Source organism: Streptomyces sp. NPDC042638 (assembly GCF_040647235.1).
GTDB classification, from domain to species: Bacteria; Actinomycetota; Actinomycetes; order Streptomycetales; family Streptomycetaceae; genus Streptomyces; species Streptomyces rameus.
Genome location: NZ_JBEZBT010000068.1, coordinates 1 through 15,696 on the forward strand (window position 1 = coordinate 1; position 15,696 = coordinate 15,696).

10 protein-coding genes are annotated in these 15,696 nt (G+C 72.6%); 5 read left to right on the forward strand and 5 right to left on the reverse strand.

Going from position 1 to position 15,696, the window contains the following annotated elements; all coding sequences use genetic code 11:
* Positions 1-82: 82 nt before the first annotated feature.
* From AB0B40_RS33850 to AB0B40_RS33860, 3 genes are all read right to left on the reverse strand, one after another.
* Positions 83-2,869, reverse strand: coding sequence for an AAA family ATPase (locus tag AB0B40_RS33850; protein WP_345046597.1), 2,787 nt, complete (start codon positions 2,867-2,869; stop codon positions 83-85).
* A gap of 670 nt (positions 2,870-3,539) precedes the next feature.
* On the reverse strand, positions 3,540-4,334 hold the full coding sequence (locus AB0B40_RS33855; protein ID WP_362267340.1) for an SDR family oxidoreductase: 795 nt from the start codon (positions 4,332-4,334) through the stop codon (positions 3,540-3,542).
* Between the two features lie 191 nt (positions 4,335-4,525).
* Positions 4,526-4,921, reverse strand: coding sequence for a signal peptidase I (locus AB0B40_RS33860; RefSeq protein WP_362267342.1), 396 nt, complete (start codon positions 4,919-4,921; stop codon positions 4,526-4,528).
* Positions 4,922-5,126: 205 nt separating this feature from the next.
* Between AB0B40_RS33860 and AB0B40_RS33865 the strand changes: the two genes are divergently transcribed.
* Together AB0B40_RS33865 and AB0B40_RS33870 are read left to right on the forward strand one after the other, a co-directional pair.
* A complete protein-coding gene (locus AB0B40_RS33865) occupies positions 5,127-5,960 on the forward strand; it encodes a PIG-L family deacetylase (protein WP_345046594.1) in 834 nt (277 codons plus the stop codon).
* A 435-nt stretch (positions 5,961-6,395) separates the two neighbouring features.
* The gene (locus AB0B40_RS33870) at positions 6,396-6,881 is read left to right on the forward strand and encodes a hypothetical protein (protein WP_345046592.1); all 486 of its coding nucleotides are present in this window, start codon (positions 6,396-6,398) and stop codon (positions 6,879-6,881) included.
* A gap of 40 nt (positions 6,882-6,921) precedes the next feature.
* On the opposite strand, the gene AB0B40_RS33875 is transcribed toward AB0B40_RS33870, so the two are convergent.
* Entirely contained in the window at positions 6,922-7,281 is a 360-nt protein-coding gene (locus tag AB0B40_RS33875; RefSeq protein ID WP_345046591.1) for a hypothetical protein, read from the reverse strand.
* A gap of 774 nt (positions 7,282-8,055) precedes the next feature.
* Here AB0B40_RS33875 and AB0B40_RS33880 point away from each other — a divergent pair.
* The 3 genes from AB0B40_RS33880 to AB0B40_RS33890 all read left to right on the forward strand — a co-directional run bounded on the left by AB0B40_RS33880 (position 8,056) and on the right by AB0B40_RS33890 (position 13,486).
* Positions 8,056-8,424 carry a hypothetical protein gene (locus tag AB0B40_RS33880; RefSeq protein WP_345046589.1) on the forward strand — a complete coding sequence of 123 codons (369 nt, stop codon included), beginning with the start codon at positions 8,056-8,058 and terminating at the stop codon, positions 8,422-8,424.
* Positions 8,425-8,600: 176 nt separating this feature from the next.
* Entirely contained in the window at positions 8,601-12,452 is a 3,852-nt protein-coding gene (locus AB0B40_RS33885) for a helix-turn-helix domain-containing protein (RefSeq protein WP_362267344.1), read from the forward strand.
* 164 nt (positions 12,453-12,616) lie between these two features.
* Complete coding sequence (locus AB0B40_RS33890) at positions 12,617-13,486, forward strand: NlpC/P60 family protein (RefSeq protein WP_345046587.1); 870 nt, start codon at positions 12,617-12,619, stop codon at positions 13,484-13,486.
* Between the two features lie 48 nt (positions 13,487-13,534).
* Here AB0B40_RS33890 and helR read toward each other — a convergent pair whose 3' ends face one another.
* A complete protein-coding gene (gene helR, locus AB0B40_RS33895; RefSeq protein WP_362267346.1) occupies positions 13,535-15,685 on the reverse strand; it encodes an RNA polymerase recycling motor ATPase HelR in 2,151 nt (716 codons plus the stop codon).
* Positions 15,686-15,696: the final 11 nt, after the last annotated feature.

Consider the following 15,696-nt stretch of genomic DNA (forward strand, 5'->3'; position numbering starts at 1 on the left):
GGGTCACCGGCGGGGCCGCGCGGGGTGAGGTGGCTCAGTGGGGAGAAGCGGGCCGGCGTGGACGGCGTGGCGGCCCGGCCGCTCAGCCGGCCGACGAGTGGGTGCCGGACCAGCGGTCCGACAGCTTCGGGATGCGGTGCTCCAGCATCTTCGACGGCAGCTCCGAACGGCTGGCCACGTTGAGCTTGCGGTAGACCCGGGTGAGATGCTGCTCCACCGTGCTGATCGTGACGTGCAGGCGGGAGCTGATCTCCCGGTTGGTGTACCCGAGCGCGGCCAGACCCGCGACCCGGCACTCCGCGTCGCTGAGGATGGCGGGGCCGCCCTCGGACTCGGCGGTCTCCGGGCGTGCCGGGTCCTCCAGCAGGTGTGCGTCGACCGGCGACTCGATCCGGCAGACCTCGGCCTCCCGTGCCGCCTGCCGCGCCACCAGCCGGGCGCGGGCGTACTCGCCCAGTTCGTAGTGCGCCGCGGACAGGTCGGCGTACGCCTGGGCCAGCGCGTACCGGTCCCCGCACGTCTTGAGCAGGTCGATGGACTCGCGCAGCAGCGAGGCCCGGCGGTGCGGCTTGCAGGTCGCGGCCAGCAGGCGCAGTGCCATGGCCCGGGCGCGGGAACTGTGGCCGCCGGGCAGCCGCAGTTGTTCCTCGGCCCACTCCCGGGCCGTGCGGGCCTTGCCGATCCGCAGGTTGGCCAGGGCCAGGTCGGACCGCCAGGGGATGCCCTTCTGCAGGCTGGGGTTGCCCTCCCGGAGCAGCCGCCCGCAGGTCTCGAAGTCGCCCAGAGCCGCGAAGGGCCGGTCGGTGGCGAGGTAGTGGTGACCGCGGGCCCGCAGGTACTGGATGCCGAAGACGGTGCGGAACATCGGCTCGGGCACGTCGTGTTTGAGCAGTTCCTCGGCCTCGGCGTAGGAGCCCAGGGCGGTGAGCGCGGAGATCGCCGTCGACAGCGGCAGGCCGATGAGAACCCCCCAGCTCTGGGCGCGCAGGGTACCGAGCGCGGCGAGAGCGCCCTGCGCCGCGGTGCTCACATCCCCCTGCAGCAGGGCGATCTCCGCCCGGATGGAGCCGAGCACGGCCTGCCACGTCGTCGCCCGGCGTTCCACGGCGCACTCCAGCAGCGCGTCGCACGCCTCGGCCGCGACGGCGGGCCGGTCCGCGTGGGCGATCGCCAGCAGGGACATCGCGACCAGCTCCAGGTTCAGGTGGTCCAGCCGGTGTCCCTGGAGGGCCTGCGCGACGGCCGCCGCGGACTCGTCGGTGGCCTCGCCGCCGACGAGCGCCGCGACCCGCGAGGCCAGTCCGCCGGCGTCGGCGCGCACATGGCGGCGGCGGGGGTCGAGGCCGGCGACCGGCGCGCCCTTGCCGGGGAGCGCGACGCCGTAGAACCACTGCCGTACGAACTCCACCTCGGCGATGATCTGCGCGTCCGCGGGCGACTGGGCGTGCACCAGCGTGGCCACGCCCTGGGCGGCCAGCTCGGTGTCGCCCTGCCAGAGCAGGTACCGCAGGACGGTGGCGGTGTCCCGCATGCTCAGGCCGCCGTCCAGCGCCGTCTCGCGCAGGGGTTCCAGATGAGGGCCGGCCGCCGCCGGGTTGGTGCGCCACTGGGCGCGCGCCAGGGCGGCCGACAGGGCGTGGCGTTCACGCTCGTCGGTGCAGTCGCGCAGGACCAGGCCGAGATAGTCGGCACAGCGTTCCACCTCGTCCGCCGCCAGCGCCTGTTCCGCGGCGGCGCGCAGGATTCCCGCGCCCCATCGCGGCGGGACGAGGGCCGCGGCGGAGAGGTGGTGTGCCACCTCGTCGGCGGGCGCGCCGGAACGATACAGCGTCTCGGCGATCCGGCCGTGCAGTTCCGTGCGCGCGGCGGCGTCCATGTCCTCCAGGACGGCCGCTGCGGCGGTCGGGTGCCGGAAGGCGCAACCGTCCAGCAGACCGGCGGAGTTGAGGGTGTCGACGGCTTCCTGGGTGCCGACGGGTGTGGTGCCGGCCAGCTCCCCGACGGGAACGGCCTCGGCGAGGGTGCCGAGCGCGGCCAGGGCCTGGGCCACCCGGGCATGGGCCGCCTCGCCGCGGTGCAGCAACGACAGCACGGCCTGGCGGTAGGCGGCGCCCGCGACGGGCCGGCCGATGTCGGGGCCGAAGCCCGTGCTGTCGTCCAGCAGGGCGTGCACGAGGAGGGGACTGCCCGCGGTGGCCCGGTGGTAGGCGCTGCGGACGCTGTCCGGCAGGGCTCGTCCGGCCTGCGCGGCGAGCAGTTCGCCGACGCTCGCCTCCGACAGCGGGGCCAGGCGTACCCGGCGGTGCGGCTGGCGCAGGAGTTCGGTGTGCGCGGCCGAACGTATCTCGCCGAAATGGCCTGACGTCGCGCAGACCACGAGCACCCGCCGGGAGCGGCTGCGGCGCAGCAGGTGGACGATCGTCCGGAGGGAGGCGGGGTCCATGGCGTGGGCGTCGTCCACGGCGATGACCAGGGGACGTTCGTCGTGGCCGAGGTGCAGGAGTGCCTCGGCCGCCCCCTCCCCGGGGGGCTCGGGCAGGGTATCGGGCCCGGGGTCCCAGGGGCGGCGGTTTCCCGCCGCGGAGTTCACTGCCGGGAGCATCCGGTGTGATATCGCGCACTCCGCTTCGGCGTTGTGCAGTAATTGCCGCACCAGGCTCAGCGGCTGATCTCGTTCCGCCGAAGAGGTCGTACCGGTCAGTATGCGCGCGTCGGTGCCGTTCAGCGTGGTCAGGAATTCATGGACCAGCTGGGTCTTTCCGGATCCGGGGCCCCCGGTGATGATCACGAGCCGGCCGTTTCCCCGGGCGCTGTCGGAGAATGACTCAGCCAGTGCATGAAGTTCTCGTGAACGGCCGAAAAGGTGCATCGTAAATCCCCCCAGGATTCTCTTTTTCGAGCCGGATCATGCCCTGTTTCCGTGTGCCGAGCCGGGCTCGTGGGACGGTGCGGGAAAAGTCTGCGAGGGTGACGGTGTCGTCGCAAAGGCGGCGCGCCGAGACGGTCGGGGCTCTGGCGGACGGCTCCTGACCGGCGGCGCAGTGTGCGCGTCCCTGTCGGCGTGGTCCCTTCCCGCGTGGGGCGAGGGGCGTCGCATCCTCTGGTCTCCCGTTTTTGCCGCGTACCGCGGCCGGACCCCAATGCTACTCCGCATTGGCGTACCGGTACTTACCGCTGGTACGACCGCGACGCGTCCCGAAAACCCATGGACCGAACGGTTTCGGCCAATTGCTGGCTGAGATTATCCGGGGCGCCCGCGGCTTTGCTGATCGAGTGCCGGGCTTTACTGGTCGAGTCGCAAAACCAAAGATTATATGCTCATAGCAGTTAGAGACGCTATCTGTCTAGGTCAACGTTGTCAACTGCCCTCCATGTGACGTCCCTTGCCTACTGTCGGGACTGTCCGCCGAGAAGTCCTTTTGTGGTCCTTTGATTTACCGGCCGGTAAAAGAAGGGAACCGGGCACGGTCAGTCGTGAGATCGGTCACGGGAAAGCGCTTCCGTTGACCGTTCGGGCAACCTCCGGGGTCCGTATCCCGTCAAGGGAGAATGGAGTCGATGTATCCGCCGTCGACACGCAGAGCTCCGCCGGTCGTGGCCGACGCCTGCTCGGAGCTGAGGTAGACCACCATGTGGGCGATCTCCTCCGGCTCGATCAGCCGCTGGAGCAGGGACTGCGGGCGGTGCTCGCGCATGAACGTGCGCTGTGCCTCGTCCCAGGGCAGATCCCGGTCCACGAGTTCGTATACGAAGTCCTCGACGCCCGCCGTGTGCGTCGGCCCCGCGATGACGGAGTTGACCGTCACGCCCGTGCCCGCCGCCTTTTTCGCGAAGCCGCGGCTCACCGCCAGCAGCGCCGTCTTCGACATTCCGTAATGGATCATCTCGGCGGGGATGGCGACCGCCGAGTCGCTGGCGACGTACTGGATCCGCCCCCAGCCGCGCTCCGTCATGCCCGGCAGATACAGCCGGGTGAGCCGTACGGCGGCGAGGACGTTCACCTCGAAGTAGCGCCGCCACTCCGCGTCGGTGATCTCCAGCGGGTCGGCGGCGCCGAACACTCCGAGGTTGTTCACGAGGATGTCCACCTGCGGCAGCAGCTCCGCCACCCGGGCCGCGCCCTCGTCACCGGACACATCGGCCGCCACCGGCACCAGCTCGGCGCCGGGAGCCTGAACCGCCAGCGACGCGATGCTTTCGGCCACCCGCCGCTCGTCGCGGCCGTTGACCCCCACGCGGGCCCCGGCCCGGGCGAGGGCCACGGCGACCGCCGCGCCGATGCCCTGGGTCGAGCCGGTCACCAGTGCGGTGCGTCCTGACAGGTCGATCTGCATGGGCGGACGGTTTCCCTTCGGGCGCGCTCGGATGCCACGGTCCGTCAAGTCTGACGGCGCAGCGGGCCCGACGGGCGAAGGACGCGAGCACGTTCGGCCGTTCGGCCGCGCCGCTGGCGGACCCGGAGCCAGTACGAGGCCGGCCTCGAAGCGCGGTCGGTCGCGGCTTGGCACACGTCGACGGATCAGGGTCATGGGCAGGTCTGCGCGCGCACCTGATCGTGCTCCGTCACCGCGTAGCCGGGCACGGACGGCCACCGGACGGTCAGCACCACCGACTCGTCCTCTGCGAACCATGAGTGATCGACTCCGCGCCCCCAGACGACGTAGTCACCCTGCTGCCGGAGAAGAACGCTCCGCCCCGGAAGCTCCACGCGGAAGCGCCCGCTGATGAGAACCAGGAGAGCTGTTCGTTCCTCCCCCTTCACCCACCGCAGACGCTCATCACCGCGGGGATGGACGCCCCATTTGATCTCCACAGCCTCGCTGTGACGCGGGTCGCCGATGTCCTTGAAGTGCCCCAGGAGCCAACCCCGGTCCAGCGCCGCATCCTTGCCCGCGTTGCCCACGTACACGCCGTCGTTCACGTGGGAGGACGCTAACAGCCGTCAGAGATGAGGACTCGTCCAGGCCGGCGGGATGTGTCGAGGTATTCCTGCGTGCCGGGAACACCTGGTCCGGTCGGCACCGTTGCATGACCGAGGGACCGGCGCCAGACGCTCCGGGCCCCCGGGTCCGCGGTACGCCCGCCGCGCACCCGGACCGAGGCGTATTTCTGCAGGAGGACGTTTTATGACTGACCGGCCCTTGACGCTCATGGCAGTGCACGCCCACCCCGACGACGAGGCCACCGGAACCGGAGGAGTCCTCGCCCGGTACGCGGCGGAGGGCATCCGCACGGTGCTCGTGACCTGTACCGACGGCGCATGCGGTGACGGACCGGGAGGTGTCAAGCCGGGCGATCCCGGGCACGATCCGGCGGCCGTGGCCCTCATGCGCCGACAGGAACTGGAGGCCAGCTGTGGCGTCCTGAAGGTCAGCGATCTGGAGATACTGGACTACGCGGACTCCGGGATGATGGGCTGGCCGAGCAACGACGCCCCCGGATCCTTCTGGAAGACCCCCGTGGAGGAAGGCGCCGCCCGGCTCGCGGGACTCATGCTGCACTACCGACCCGATGTGGTCGTCACCTACGACGAGAACGGCTTCTACGGCCACCCCGACCACATCCAGGCCCACCGCATCACGATGGCGGCGCTGGAGATGACCGCGCTGACACCGAAGGTGTACTGGACGACGATGCCCCGCTCGATGATGCAGCGGTTCGGTGAGATCATGCGCGAGTTCCATGAGGACATGCCGGAGCCGGATCCTGCCGAGGCCGCCGCGCTGGCCGAGATCGGCCTTCCGGACGATGAGATCACCACGTGGGTGGACACCACCGCGTTCAGCGGTCAGAAGTTCGACGCGCTGGCCGCGCACGCCAGTCAGGGCGAGAACATCTTCTTCCTCAAGATGGGCAAGGAGCGGTTCGGCGAGTTGATGGGCATGGAGACCTTCGTGCGTGTCCGGGACACCACCGGCGCGGCCGTCCCCGAGAACGATCTCTTCGCCGGACTGCGCTGATCCGCCTGCCGGACCCGCCGTACGGTCCGGGCGTGGCGGCCTCGTCCCACCCGGAAGGCCGCCCAGCCGGCCATCGGCACCGACTGGACCACCACGCTCAGCCGGCTCGGCATCAGCTGACCCGCGCGTCCCTGGCAGGGCAGGCGGTGACGTCCGGCCCGCCGCTACGGGGGAGAGCGGCGGGCCGGACACCTCACGATGACACACACCTCTGTCCGGCAGGGACGAATCGGGGATACGCGGGGGCGCGCCGTCCGCTTCGGGGCGGGCGGCAGCGCGCTCTGCGCCGGGAGCGCCTGGCCGGCCATCGTCACCGCCGGGTGGCGGTTGTCGCTGTCCCGTAACAGACGGCGATCGGTGAAACCCCCCTCTGTGGTCCGCGCTCTCCCTCGGTGTCAGCAGACGTTCGAAAGACCTTCGAAACAGAGGATGTTCATGAACCACCGTTACGTCTCCGGCGCCGTCGTCGCGGCCTCCGCCGCCGCGCTCCTCGTCACCGCGGGCGGCCCGTCCAGCGCCAGCCCGACCGCGGCGGCGAGCACGGCCGTGTCCGCCAACGCCGGTTCGGCCAGGGCCACAGGGGCTGCCTGGAAGCCGTGCCTCCTGCCCGCGGGGTACAAGCACTTCTTCAAGCTGGAGTCCGCCAAGAACGTCCGGGGCAAGACCGTCGTGCGCGTCACGCCGGAGACGTGCAAGGTGAACACGGAGAACGACGAGGACGTCGTCTACACCCCGAGCGGAGCGGCCAAGTCGCTCGCCTTCGCGTCAGGCGCCTCCGTCAAGGTCCTCAAGGACACCACCACCATGACGGTCGCCCCGAAGTGGCTGGTGAACCACAAGCTCGGCAACAGCCCGTACTTCTACTACCGGGTCGACGGCCAGAGCCGGATCACCGCCATGCAGGAGATCTACCACCCGTAGTCGAATGCAGCGGTCCACGGCGGACGGCGGGGAATGCTGGTCAGTGGCCTCCGCTCGGGGGCTGGCAGTCGGTGCCGTCGGGGTAGCCGCCGAAGGCGTCCGCCTGAGTGGAGTCACTGCTCATGGTGCCCTCCACACACCAGGGAGAGGCGCCGATGTCGATGAGGAAGCCGACCCCGGCGGACCCGTCCTGGTAGGCCTGCACCTTCCCGGCGGAGTAGCCGAGGCCGGTGAGCGCGTCGCGGACCCTGTCCGGGGCGAAGTCACCGCGCCGGCGCAGCGGTTCGAGGGCGCTCTTGATGCGTCCGACGGCGGTGAGTCCGTCGCAGCGGCTCTGGCCGTGGAGGGGGAGGGGAACTTCGAAGCCGTGGTTCTCGGCGTAGTGGTCGGTCGGCGGCACGGCTGAGCCGGGGGTGGTGGCGGCCGGGGGCGCCGTCGGCTCGGCGCTCTCGCCGGGGCAGGGGAAGTCAGTCGGTGTACTCGGCGTCGATATACCGGTCGGTGTGGGACGGGAGCCCCGGGACCCATCGGCGGTATCCCCTGCCCGCTGCGTTCCGCACCCCGCTGCCAGCAGGACCAGCACCGCCAACGGCAGCATCCCGAGCCGGACTCTCGTCTTCCTCAGCGTCGTCATGCCCCGATCCTCGCCCGCGGCCCGGTGGGTGTCATGAGTTTTCCTACTCACCTGGCCAGACCGGGCCACAGGATCCCGGTGATCCTTCGGACGACCGCGGAGGCCGTCACGCCGTCACGGGCGACCGGTACCGGCGGCGACGGCCGCCCCGCCGAAGACGTGCCGTTCCGCGACCTCCATACCGTGGCGGTCTCGCCGCGGAACGCGACGCCGTCGCCCACACCGCACCGGCCGGCATCGCCCTGCCCCCGAGGACCGTTCGGCGAGACGGCGGCCCGGAACCGATCGGGCCGTTGCTGCTCCCCGGACGGTACGCGGCGGCACACCTCCGGTCGGCTTCCGCGACGGGACCGACCAGCTCCGCCGGGGCCACCCGGTTGCCCACCCCTTCCCGCCCCGCTGGTCAGGCGCGGTTTCCCGGGGGCGGAGGGTATGGGCGACGGGAAACCCGTCGACGCCGGTCGGGCGCGGCGGGGACGCTGATGCCGTCAACGCCAAGCACGACCTGCGACGACGCAGGAGAACTGCAAGGGGGAACCCATGCGCAAGACGATGCGCGCCGCCGCCGCGTTCGCGACCGCGGCGGCCGCGGTGACGGCGATGAGCGGTGTGGCCCACGCCAAGCCGGCGGCCGACCCGTGGGCCGGCTGCCCGGACGGAGCGGTCTGTGTCTACCCGCAGAACCAGAACCCGGCCCAGTCGCCGAGCCTGGTCCTCTACAGCTACGGTCCGCACAACCTCAGCAACCAGGTCGGCCGTCACTGGGTCCTCAACAACCAGTACGGCGGCGCGACCGCGAGCCTGTGCACCGGCTACAACGGCGCCGGCTGCGGCGCCCCGATCGCCGAGGGCACCGGCGTGTACGCCGACCTCACGCCGATCAACTCCATCACCCTCAACCGGCCATGACACTCGGCCTGCCTGACTGAGGGTCACACGGGGGAGAGCTTCCGGAACCGCGACCGCGGTTCCGGAAGCTCGTTTTCGGCCACTGTGTACGCATGGCTGGGCCACCTGTCCTACCCCCGCAGTAGCCTGGGCTCCCGCCGTCTCACGGCCCGGGCACGCTTGCCATGGGGGACGCCTTGGGGGAGCCGCAACAGGGAGCCGACACCGGCAACCGGAACGAGAACGACGGGGACGGGACGGTGCCGACCACACCGGCCTTCCCCGCACAGCTACGACGACTGAGGCAGCAGCGCGGTCTGTCGCTCGCCGACCTGGCCAGACAGACCCACTACAGCAAGGGGTACCTGAGCAAGATCGAGACCGGTGCGAAGCGCGCGACCCCCGACGTCGCCCGCCGCTGCGACCGGATCCTGTGCGCCGAGGGGGAGCTGCTGCGCCTGGTCACGGCGCCGCGCCCGGCCCGGCCCGCCGACGGCAACGATGTCACCGGCCCCGCCTGCCCCTACCCGGGCCTGTCGGCGTACACCACGCAGGACGCCGCCCGGTTCTTCGGCCGGGAGCGGGCCACCGAGGCGCTCGTGGAGCGGGTCTTCGGCAGAGTCGGCCATGGGCCGCTGCTGCTCGTCGCCCCCTCCGGCGCGGGCAAGTCGTCCCTCCTCAACGCCGGTCTCGTCCCCGCACTCCGGCGGCCCGGCGGCTTCCCGATGGCCGGCGCCGACCGCTGGCCGGTCGTCACCCTCACCCCCACCGCCCACCCGCTGGAAGAGCTGCTCGAACGCACCGGCAAGGCCCTCGGCGGCGACCTGGTCCTCACCGCCGCCCAGCTGAACGCGCGGCCGGAGGCCCTGCTGACCGCCGTCCGGACCCGCGCGGACGCGAGCCCGGCCGGGCGCAGGCCACCACCACCGCCCCGACTCGTCCTGCTCGTCGACCAGTTCGAGGAACTCTTCACCCACTGTTCCGACGACACCGAACGACACGCCTTCGCCCGCGTGCTGGGCACCCTGGCCGCACCACCGCCGTCCCCCGGGTACGACCCCGCGGTCGTCGTCCTCGGCGTACGCGCCGACTTCTCCGGCCGCTGCCTCGAACTCCCCGACCTCGCCCCCGCCTTCACCGACGGCCTGCACGTACTGCCGCCGATGACCACGGCCGAGCTGTGCGAGTCCATCACCCGTCCCGCCGAACTCGCCGGTGTCACCCTCGAACCCGGCCTGATCCCCGTGCTGTTGCGGGACGCCGGGCTGACCGGCGAACCGGGCACCCGGGGCGTCCCCTCTGGCGCGCTCCCGCTGGTCTCCCACGCGCTGCTGGCCACCTGGCGCCACCGCGAGGCGGACACACTGACCGTCGCCGGGTACGAGAGCACCGGCGGCATCCAGGGAGCCGTAGCACGCACGGCCGAGGACGCGTTCGCCCAGCTGTATCCCGCCGAGCAGCAGACCATCCGGCGCATCCTGTCCCGGCTCGTGCAGGTCTCCGACGGCACCGGCGCCACCCGGCGCCGGGTCGGCCGTACCACGCTCATGACGCAGCTGGCCGGCGCGGAGGGCGCCGAGACCGCGCTCGACGTGTTCGTCCGCGCCCGGCTCGTCACCGTCGACAGCGACAGCGTCGAGATCACGCACGAGGCGCTGCTGCACAGCTGGCCCCGGCTCCGGAGCTGGATCAGCGCCGACCGGACCGGCCTCCTCGTCCGTCAGCAGCTCGCCCACGCCGCGGCCCAGTGGGAGCGCGAGGGCCGCGACCCGTCCGCGCTGTACCGCGGCACCCGCCTGGACACCGTACGGTCCTGGGTCGCGGAACGGGACGGCCTCGGCCCGCTCGGTCCCGCCGAACAGGCGTTCCTGCACGCCGGCCAGGCCGAGGAGGAGGCCCGGCGGCGCCAGGCACGGCGTCAGGCACGGCTGCGGCAGGCGATGCTGGCCACCCTCGTCACCCTGCTCGGCTGCGCCCTGGCCGCCGGCGCACTCGCCTACCGCCAGCGGGCCGACGCACTCCTCCAGGAGCGCCTGGCCCGCTCCCAGGCCCTCGCCGTCCGGTCCACCCTGCTGGCCGGGGGCCGCCCGGAGGCATCCATGCTGCTCGCCGCGGAGGCCTACCGCACCGAACCGACCGCCACGGCCCGCGGAGCCCTGCTGAGCACCCAGGCCGAGCCCATCTCGGCACGGCTCGGCGGGCACCGCGGCCCGGTCAACACGGTCGCCTTCGCGCCGGGCGGCCGGCTGCTGGCGACCGGCAGCTCCGACGGCACGGTCCGCCTGCGGCGCCTGACCGACCACCGCACGACCGCGACGCTCGGCGTCCCGGGCCGGATCCGCTCCATCGCCTACAGCCCGGACGGCCGTACCCTCGCCGTCACGGCGACCGCCGGGCCGGTGCGGCTGTGGTCCCCGGGCCGCTCCGCACGCGCCACCCTCCTGCCGGCGGAGACCGGCGCGGCCCGCGCGGTCGCCTTCGCCCCCCGCGGCCGCACACTCGCCGTCGCCGCCGCCGACGGAGCCGTCCAGCTCTGGGACACGGCCGCGGCCACCCCCCGGCGGGTGGCCCGGCTCACCGGGCACTCCGGCCAGGTCGACGCGCTCGCGTTCGCCCCGGACGGGCGGATGCTCGCCTCGGCCGGCGCGGACCGGACCGTACGGCTGTGGGACCCCCGCCGGGCCGAAGGACTGGCCGTCCTGCGCGGTCACACCGACGAGGTGCTCGGCCTGGCGTTCAGCCCCGACGGCCGCGGCCTGGCCAGCGGGGGAGTGGACCGGACCGTACGGCTGTGGGACGTCGCCCGCCGCCGGGCCACGGCGACGCTGACCGGGCACAGCGACGACGTGAACGCTGTGGCCTACACCCCCGACGGCACCACCGTGATCAGCGCGAGCGGCGACAGCACGACCAGGCTCTGGGACGTCCGCAGCGGACGGCTCGTCACGACCCTCACCGGCCACACCGACTACGTGATGTCCGTGGCGGTCGACGCCACCGGCACCCTGCTCGCCACCGGCGGCTTCGACCAGTCCGTGGTCCTGTGGGACCTGCGCGGCCGGGTACTGGCCGCACGCCCCTTCACGGAGGTGTCAGGGGTCGCCTACCGACCCGACGGACGGATGCTGGCCACGGCCGACGCCGACCACAGCGTACGGCTGTGGGACCCGGACCGGCGCCGTGGCGGGCCCACCACACTGACGGGCACGCGCGGAAGCGTCACCACCGTGGCGTTCGCGCCGGACGGCACCACCGTCGCCGCCGCAGGCTCCGACGGCACGGTCGTCCTGTGGGACGTGGCCGCCCGCCGCCCGCGCGCCGTGCTGCACGGACACCGCGGAGCCGTGTTCGCCCTGGCGTTCGCCCCGGACGGCCGTACGCTCGCCTCCGCGGGCGCCGACCGCACCCTGCGCCTGTGGGACGTCCCCGGCCGTCGCCCGCTCGCCGTCCTCACCGGCCACACCGACTTCGTCAACGATGTCGCCGTCAGCCCCGACGGGCACACACTGGCCAGTGCCGGAGACGATCTGACGGTGCGGATGTGGGACGTGCGCACACGCCGTCAGACCGCCACGCTGACCGGCCACACCGGCGCGGTCCGGGGCGTCGCCTTCGGCCCCGACGGCCGCACGCTGGCCAGTTGCGGCAACGACGGCACCGTACGTCTGTGGGACGCGGCACGGCACCGGCTCCTCGTCTCGCTGACGGGCCACGCCGGCTCGGTGCGCGGCCTCGCCTTCTCCCCGGACGGGCGGCTGCTCGCCAGCAGCGGCAACGACCGCACGGTACGGCTCTGGGACGTGCCCGGACGGCGGCCGTGGGCCACGCTCACGGGGCACACCAACGCGGTGTGGGGCGTGGCCTTCGCACCCGACGGGCTGACGGTGGCGAGCAGCAGCAACGACGGCACGGTACGGCTGTGGAACCTGGACGCCGGGGCACGGCTGGCCGGGATCTGCCGCCTGGACCGGGACATGGACCCGGCGACACGCCGGTCCCTGTTCCCCGGCGAACCCGCCCCCGGCGCGCCGACGTGTCCGGCGCGCTGAGCAACAGCCCTGCTCGGCCGGGGTTTCCCGGGTGTTTCCCGTTGCCCGTCCGCACAGGGCCCCGCGGCATCGGGGACGGGCGCGCCGCGTCCCGGCAGGCTGGGCACCGCACCACCCCTCACCTTCTCCTCCGGACGACCGATCCAAGAAACGGGGGTCCCGGTATGCTCCGGCGAACCGGTGCCATCGGCACACTCATCGGCCTGCTGACCGCTCTGCTCCTCACGACGTCGGCGACCGCCGCCGATCCGCTCACCCGGCCGGCCGAGGCGGCGGACGGCGGCTGCGGCGTCCTCGCCCCGGGCGCCACGGCGGCGGCCGAACGGGCCGTCGAGGCCGCCTGCCAACAGGTCGCGGCCGGCGTCTGGTACACCTGGGGCGGTGGCCACGGTCCACAGCCCGGCCCCACCTACGGCAAGGTGGACCCGAGCGACCCCGCCAGCGAACACGACCCCGAACGCCTCGGCTTCGACTGCTCCGGCCTGGTCCGCCATGCCTACGCCCAGGCCACCGGCGCCGACATCCTCAACGGCGACGCGAGCGCCCAGTACTACACCCACCGCACCGCCGGCCGCTTCACCGCGGCCGACGGCCTCGCCCCGCTGCGTCCCGGCGACCTGCTCGCCTACGGCACCTCCGCGGACCTGCACCACATCGCCATCTACCTCGGCGCGGGCCGGATGGTGGAGGCCCGGCAGTCCGGCACCAAGCTGATGGTCAGTGACGTCCGCCTGGGCGGGGACTACTTCGGCGCCGTCCGTGTGAACACCGGCACCGTCACCGGCCCCGTCCTGCGCACCTGGGGCACCGGCGTGTGGACCAAGGCCCAGCCTTCCACCCGGGCCGCGCGCGTCTACGCCTTCCCCGGCCCGACGACCGTCCGGGTGGCCTGCCAGCAGCATGCCGAGGTCGTCACCGCCGAGGGCTACACCAACGACGCCTGGTCCTACCTGCCCGACTACCGCGCCTGGGTCACCAACATCTACATCCAGGGCCCGGCCTGGCTGGACGGCGTACCCACCTGCACGTCCTGAGACGGGCACGGCCCGGTGACCCCCGGCCGGGGGTCACCGGGCCGGGGGTCAGGAGTGGCGGAGGACGACCAGTCGCTGGGTCGCACGCGTCATCGCGACGTACCGGTCCACCGCGCCCTCGACCCCTTCGCCGAACTCCTCCGGGTCGACGAGGACGACCAGGTCGAATTCGAGTCCCTTCGCCAGCTCCGGGGGCAGTGACCGGACGCGGGGCGTCGCCCGGAACGTGGGATCGCCGATGACACAGGCGATTCCGTCGGCATGCTCGGCGAGCCAGGTGTCGAGAACCGGGCGCAGGTCCGAGGCCGGTCCGTGGACCACGGGAATGCCGTTGCCGCGGATGGACGTCGGTACGTTGGCGTCCGGGAGGGCGGCCCGGATCACCGGCTCGGCCTCCGCCATGATCTCCTCCGGCGTCCGGTAGTTGACGGTCAGGGAGGCCAGGTCGATCCGGTCGAACCCGACCCGCCCGAGCCGTTCCCGCCACGACTCCGTGAACCCGTGCCTGGCCTGTGCGCGGTCTCCGACGATGGTGAAGCTCCGGGACGGACAGCGCAGCAGCAGCATCTGCCACTCGGCGTCGGTCAGTTCCTGCGCCTCGTCCACGACGATGTGCGCGAACGGGCCGGCGAGCAGGTCCGGTTCGATGGCGGCCAGCTCGGACTCGTCGACCAGGTTCCGCTGGAAGTCCTCCCGGCGAAGCTGGGTCATGAGACCTTCACCGTCCTCATCGGCCCTGACCAGATTGTCGACGACCTGCGCCATGCGTTCGCGCTGCACGGCGAGGACGGCCTTCTGCCGCCGCTTGCGCCGGGCCGTCTCCGGGTCGCCGAGCCGCTGCCGTGCCGCGTCCAGGAGCGGTAGATCGGACACCGTCCACGCCTGCGCGTCGGCCCGTTGCAGCCGCTGGACGTCCTCGCGCCCGAGCCAGGGAGCACACATCCTCAAGTAGGCGGGCACGGACCACAGGTCTCCCACGAGGTCGGCCGCTTCCAGCAGCGGCCAGGCGCGGTTGAAGGCCGTGAGCAGTTCCCGGTTCCGCAGCAGCGACCGGCGCAGCAGTTCGGGCGAGGCGTCGCCGTCGTGCTTGTCCACCAGGATGGTGAGCAGCTCCTCCAGCACCTGGTCGCGCGCCTCGTTGTGCGGGGTGCCGGGTTCCGCCGCCTCGAACGCCGCGGCCCACTCGCCGGCGCTCAGCCAGATGTCGGACCAGTGGGTGGTGACCGTCATCCCCTCGGCGGGCGGCTCCTCGTAGAACCGCACGGCCGTCTCGATCGCCTTCACCATCTCCGCGGACGACTTCAGGCGGGCCACCCGCGGGTCGGCCTCGACCGCCGCTCCGGCCCCCTCGGCGACGAGGTCGCGCAGGGTGCAGGTCTGGACGCCCTCCTCGCCGAGGCTGGGAAGTACATCGGCGACGTAGCTCAGGTACGGCCGGTGGGGGCCGACGAACAGGACGCCGCCGCGGCGGTGACCGAGCCGGGGGTCGGAGTGGAGGAGATAGGCGGAGCGGTGCAGGGCGACCACGGTCTTGCCCGTACCCGGCCCGCCGTCGACGACGAGGGCGCCGCGGGATCCCGCCCGGATGATGGCGTCCTGGTCGGCCTGGATGGTGCCGAGCACGTCCCGCATCCGCGGTGAGCGGTTGCCGCCCAGGCTGGCGATGAAGGCGGACTGGTCGTCGAGCGCGGCGTGCCCCGCCAGCCCGTCGGCGGTGAACACCTCGTCCCAGTAGTCGCTGATCCGGCCGTCCGTCCAGCGGTATCTGCGGCGGCTCGCCAGACCCATCGGGTTGGCGTGGGTGGCTCCGAAGAACGGTTCGGCCGCGGGCGAGCGCCAGTCGACCAGCAGCCGGCGGCCCGCGCTGTCCGTGAGGCCGAGCCGACCGACGTACACCGGCTCCAGGCTGTCCGCGCCGACCATCCGTCCCAGGCACAGGTCCAGGCCGAAGCGGCGCAGTGCGCGCAGCCGGGCGGTCAGCCGGTGGATCTCCGCGTCCCGGTCCATCGCCTGCCGGCCCGCGCCGCCGGGCGCCCTGCGCTCGGCGTCGAGGCGGTCGGTCAGCTCGGCGATGGACCGCTCAAGACACTCCGCGACCGCCGCGAAGTGCTTCTCGTCGTCCGCGATCAGCGTCGGGTCGGCCTTCTGGGAGAGCCGGTCGGGCAGGTCGAAAGCGCTGGTGGTCAGGGAAGACGTCACGTCATCAACTC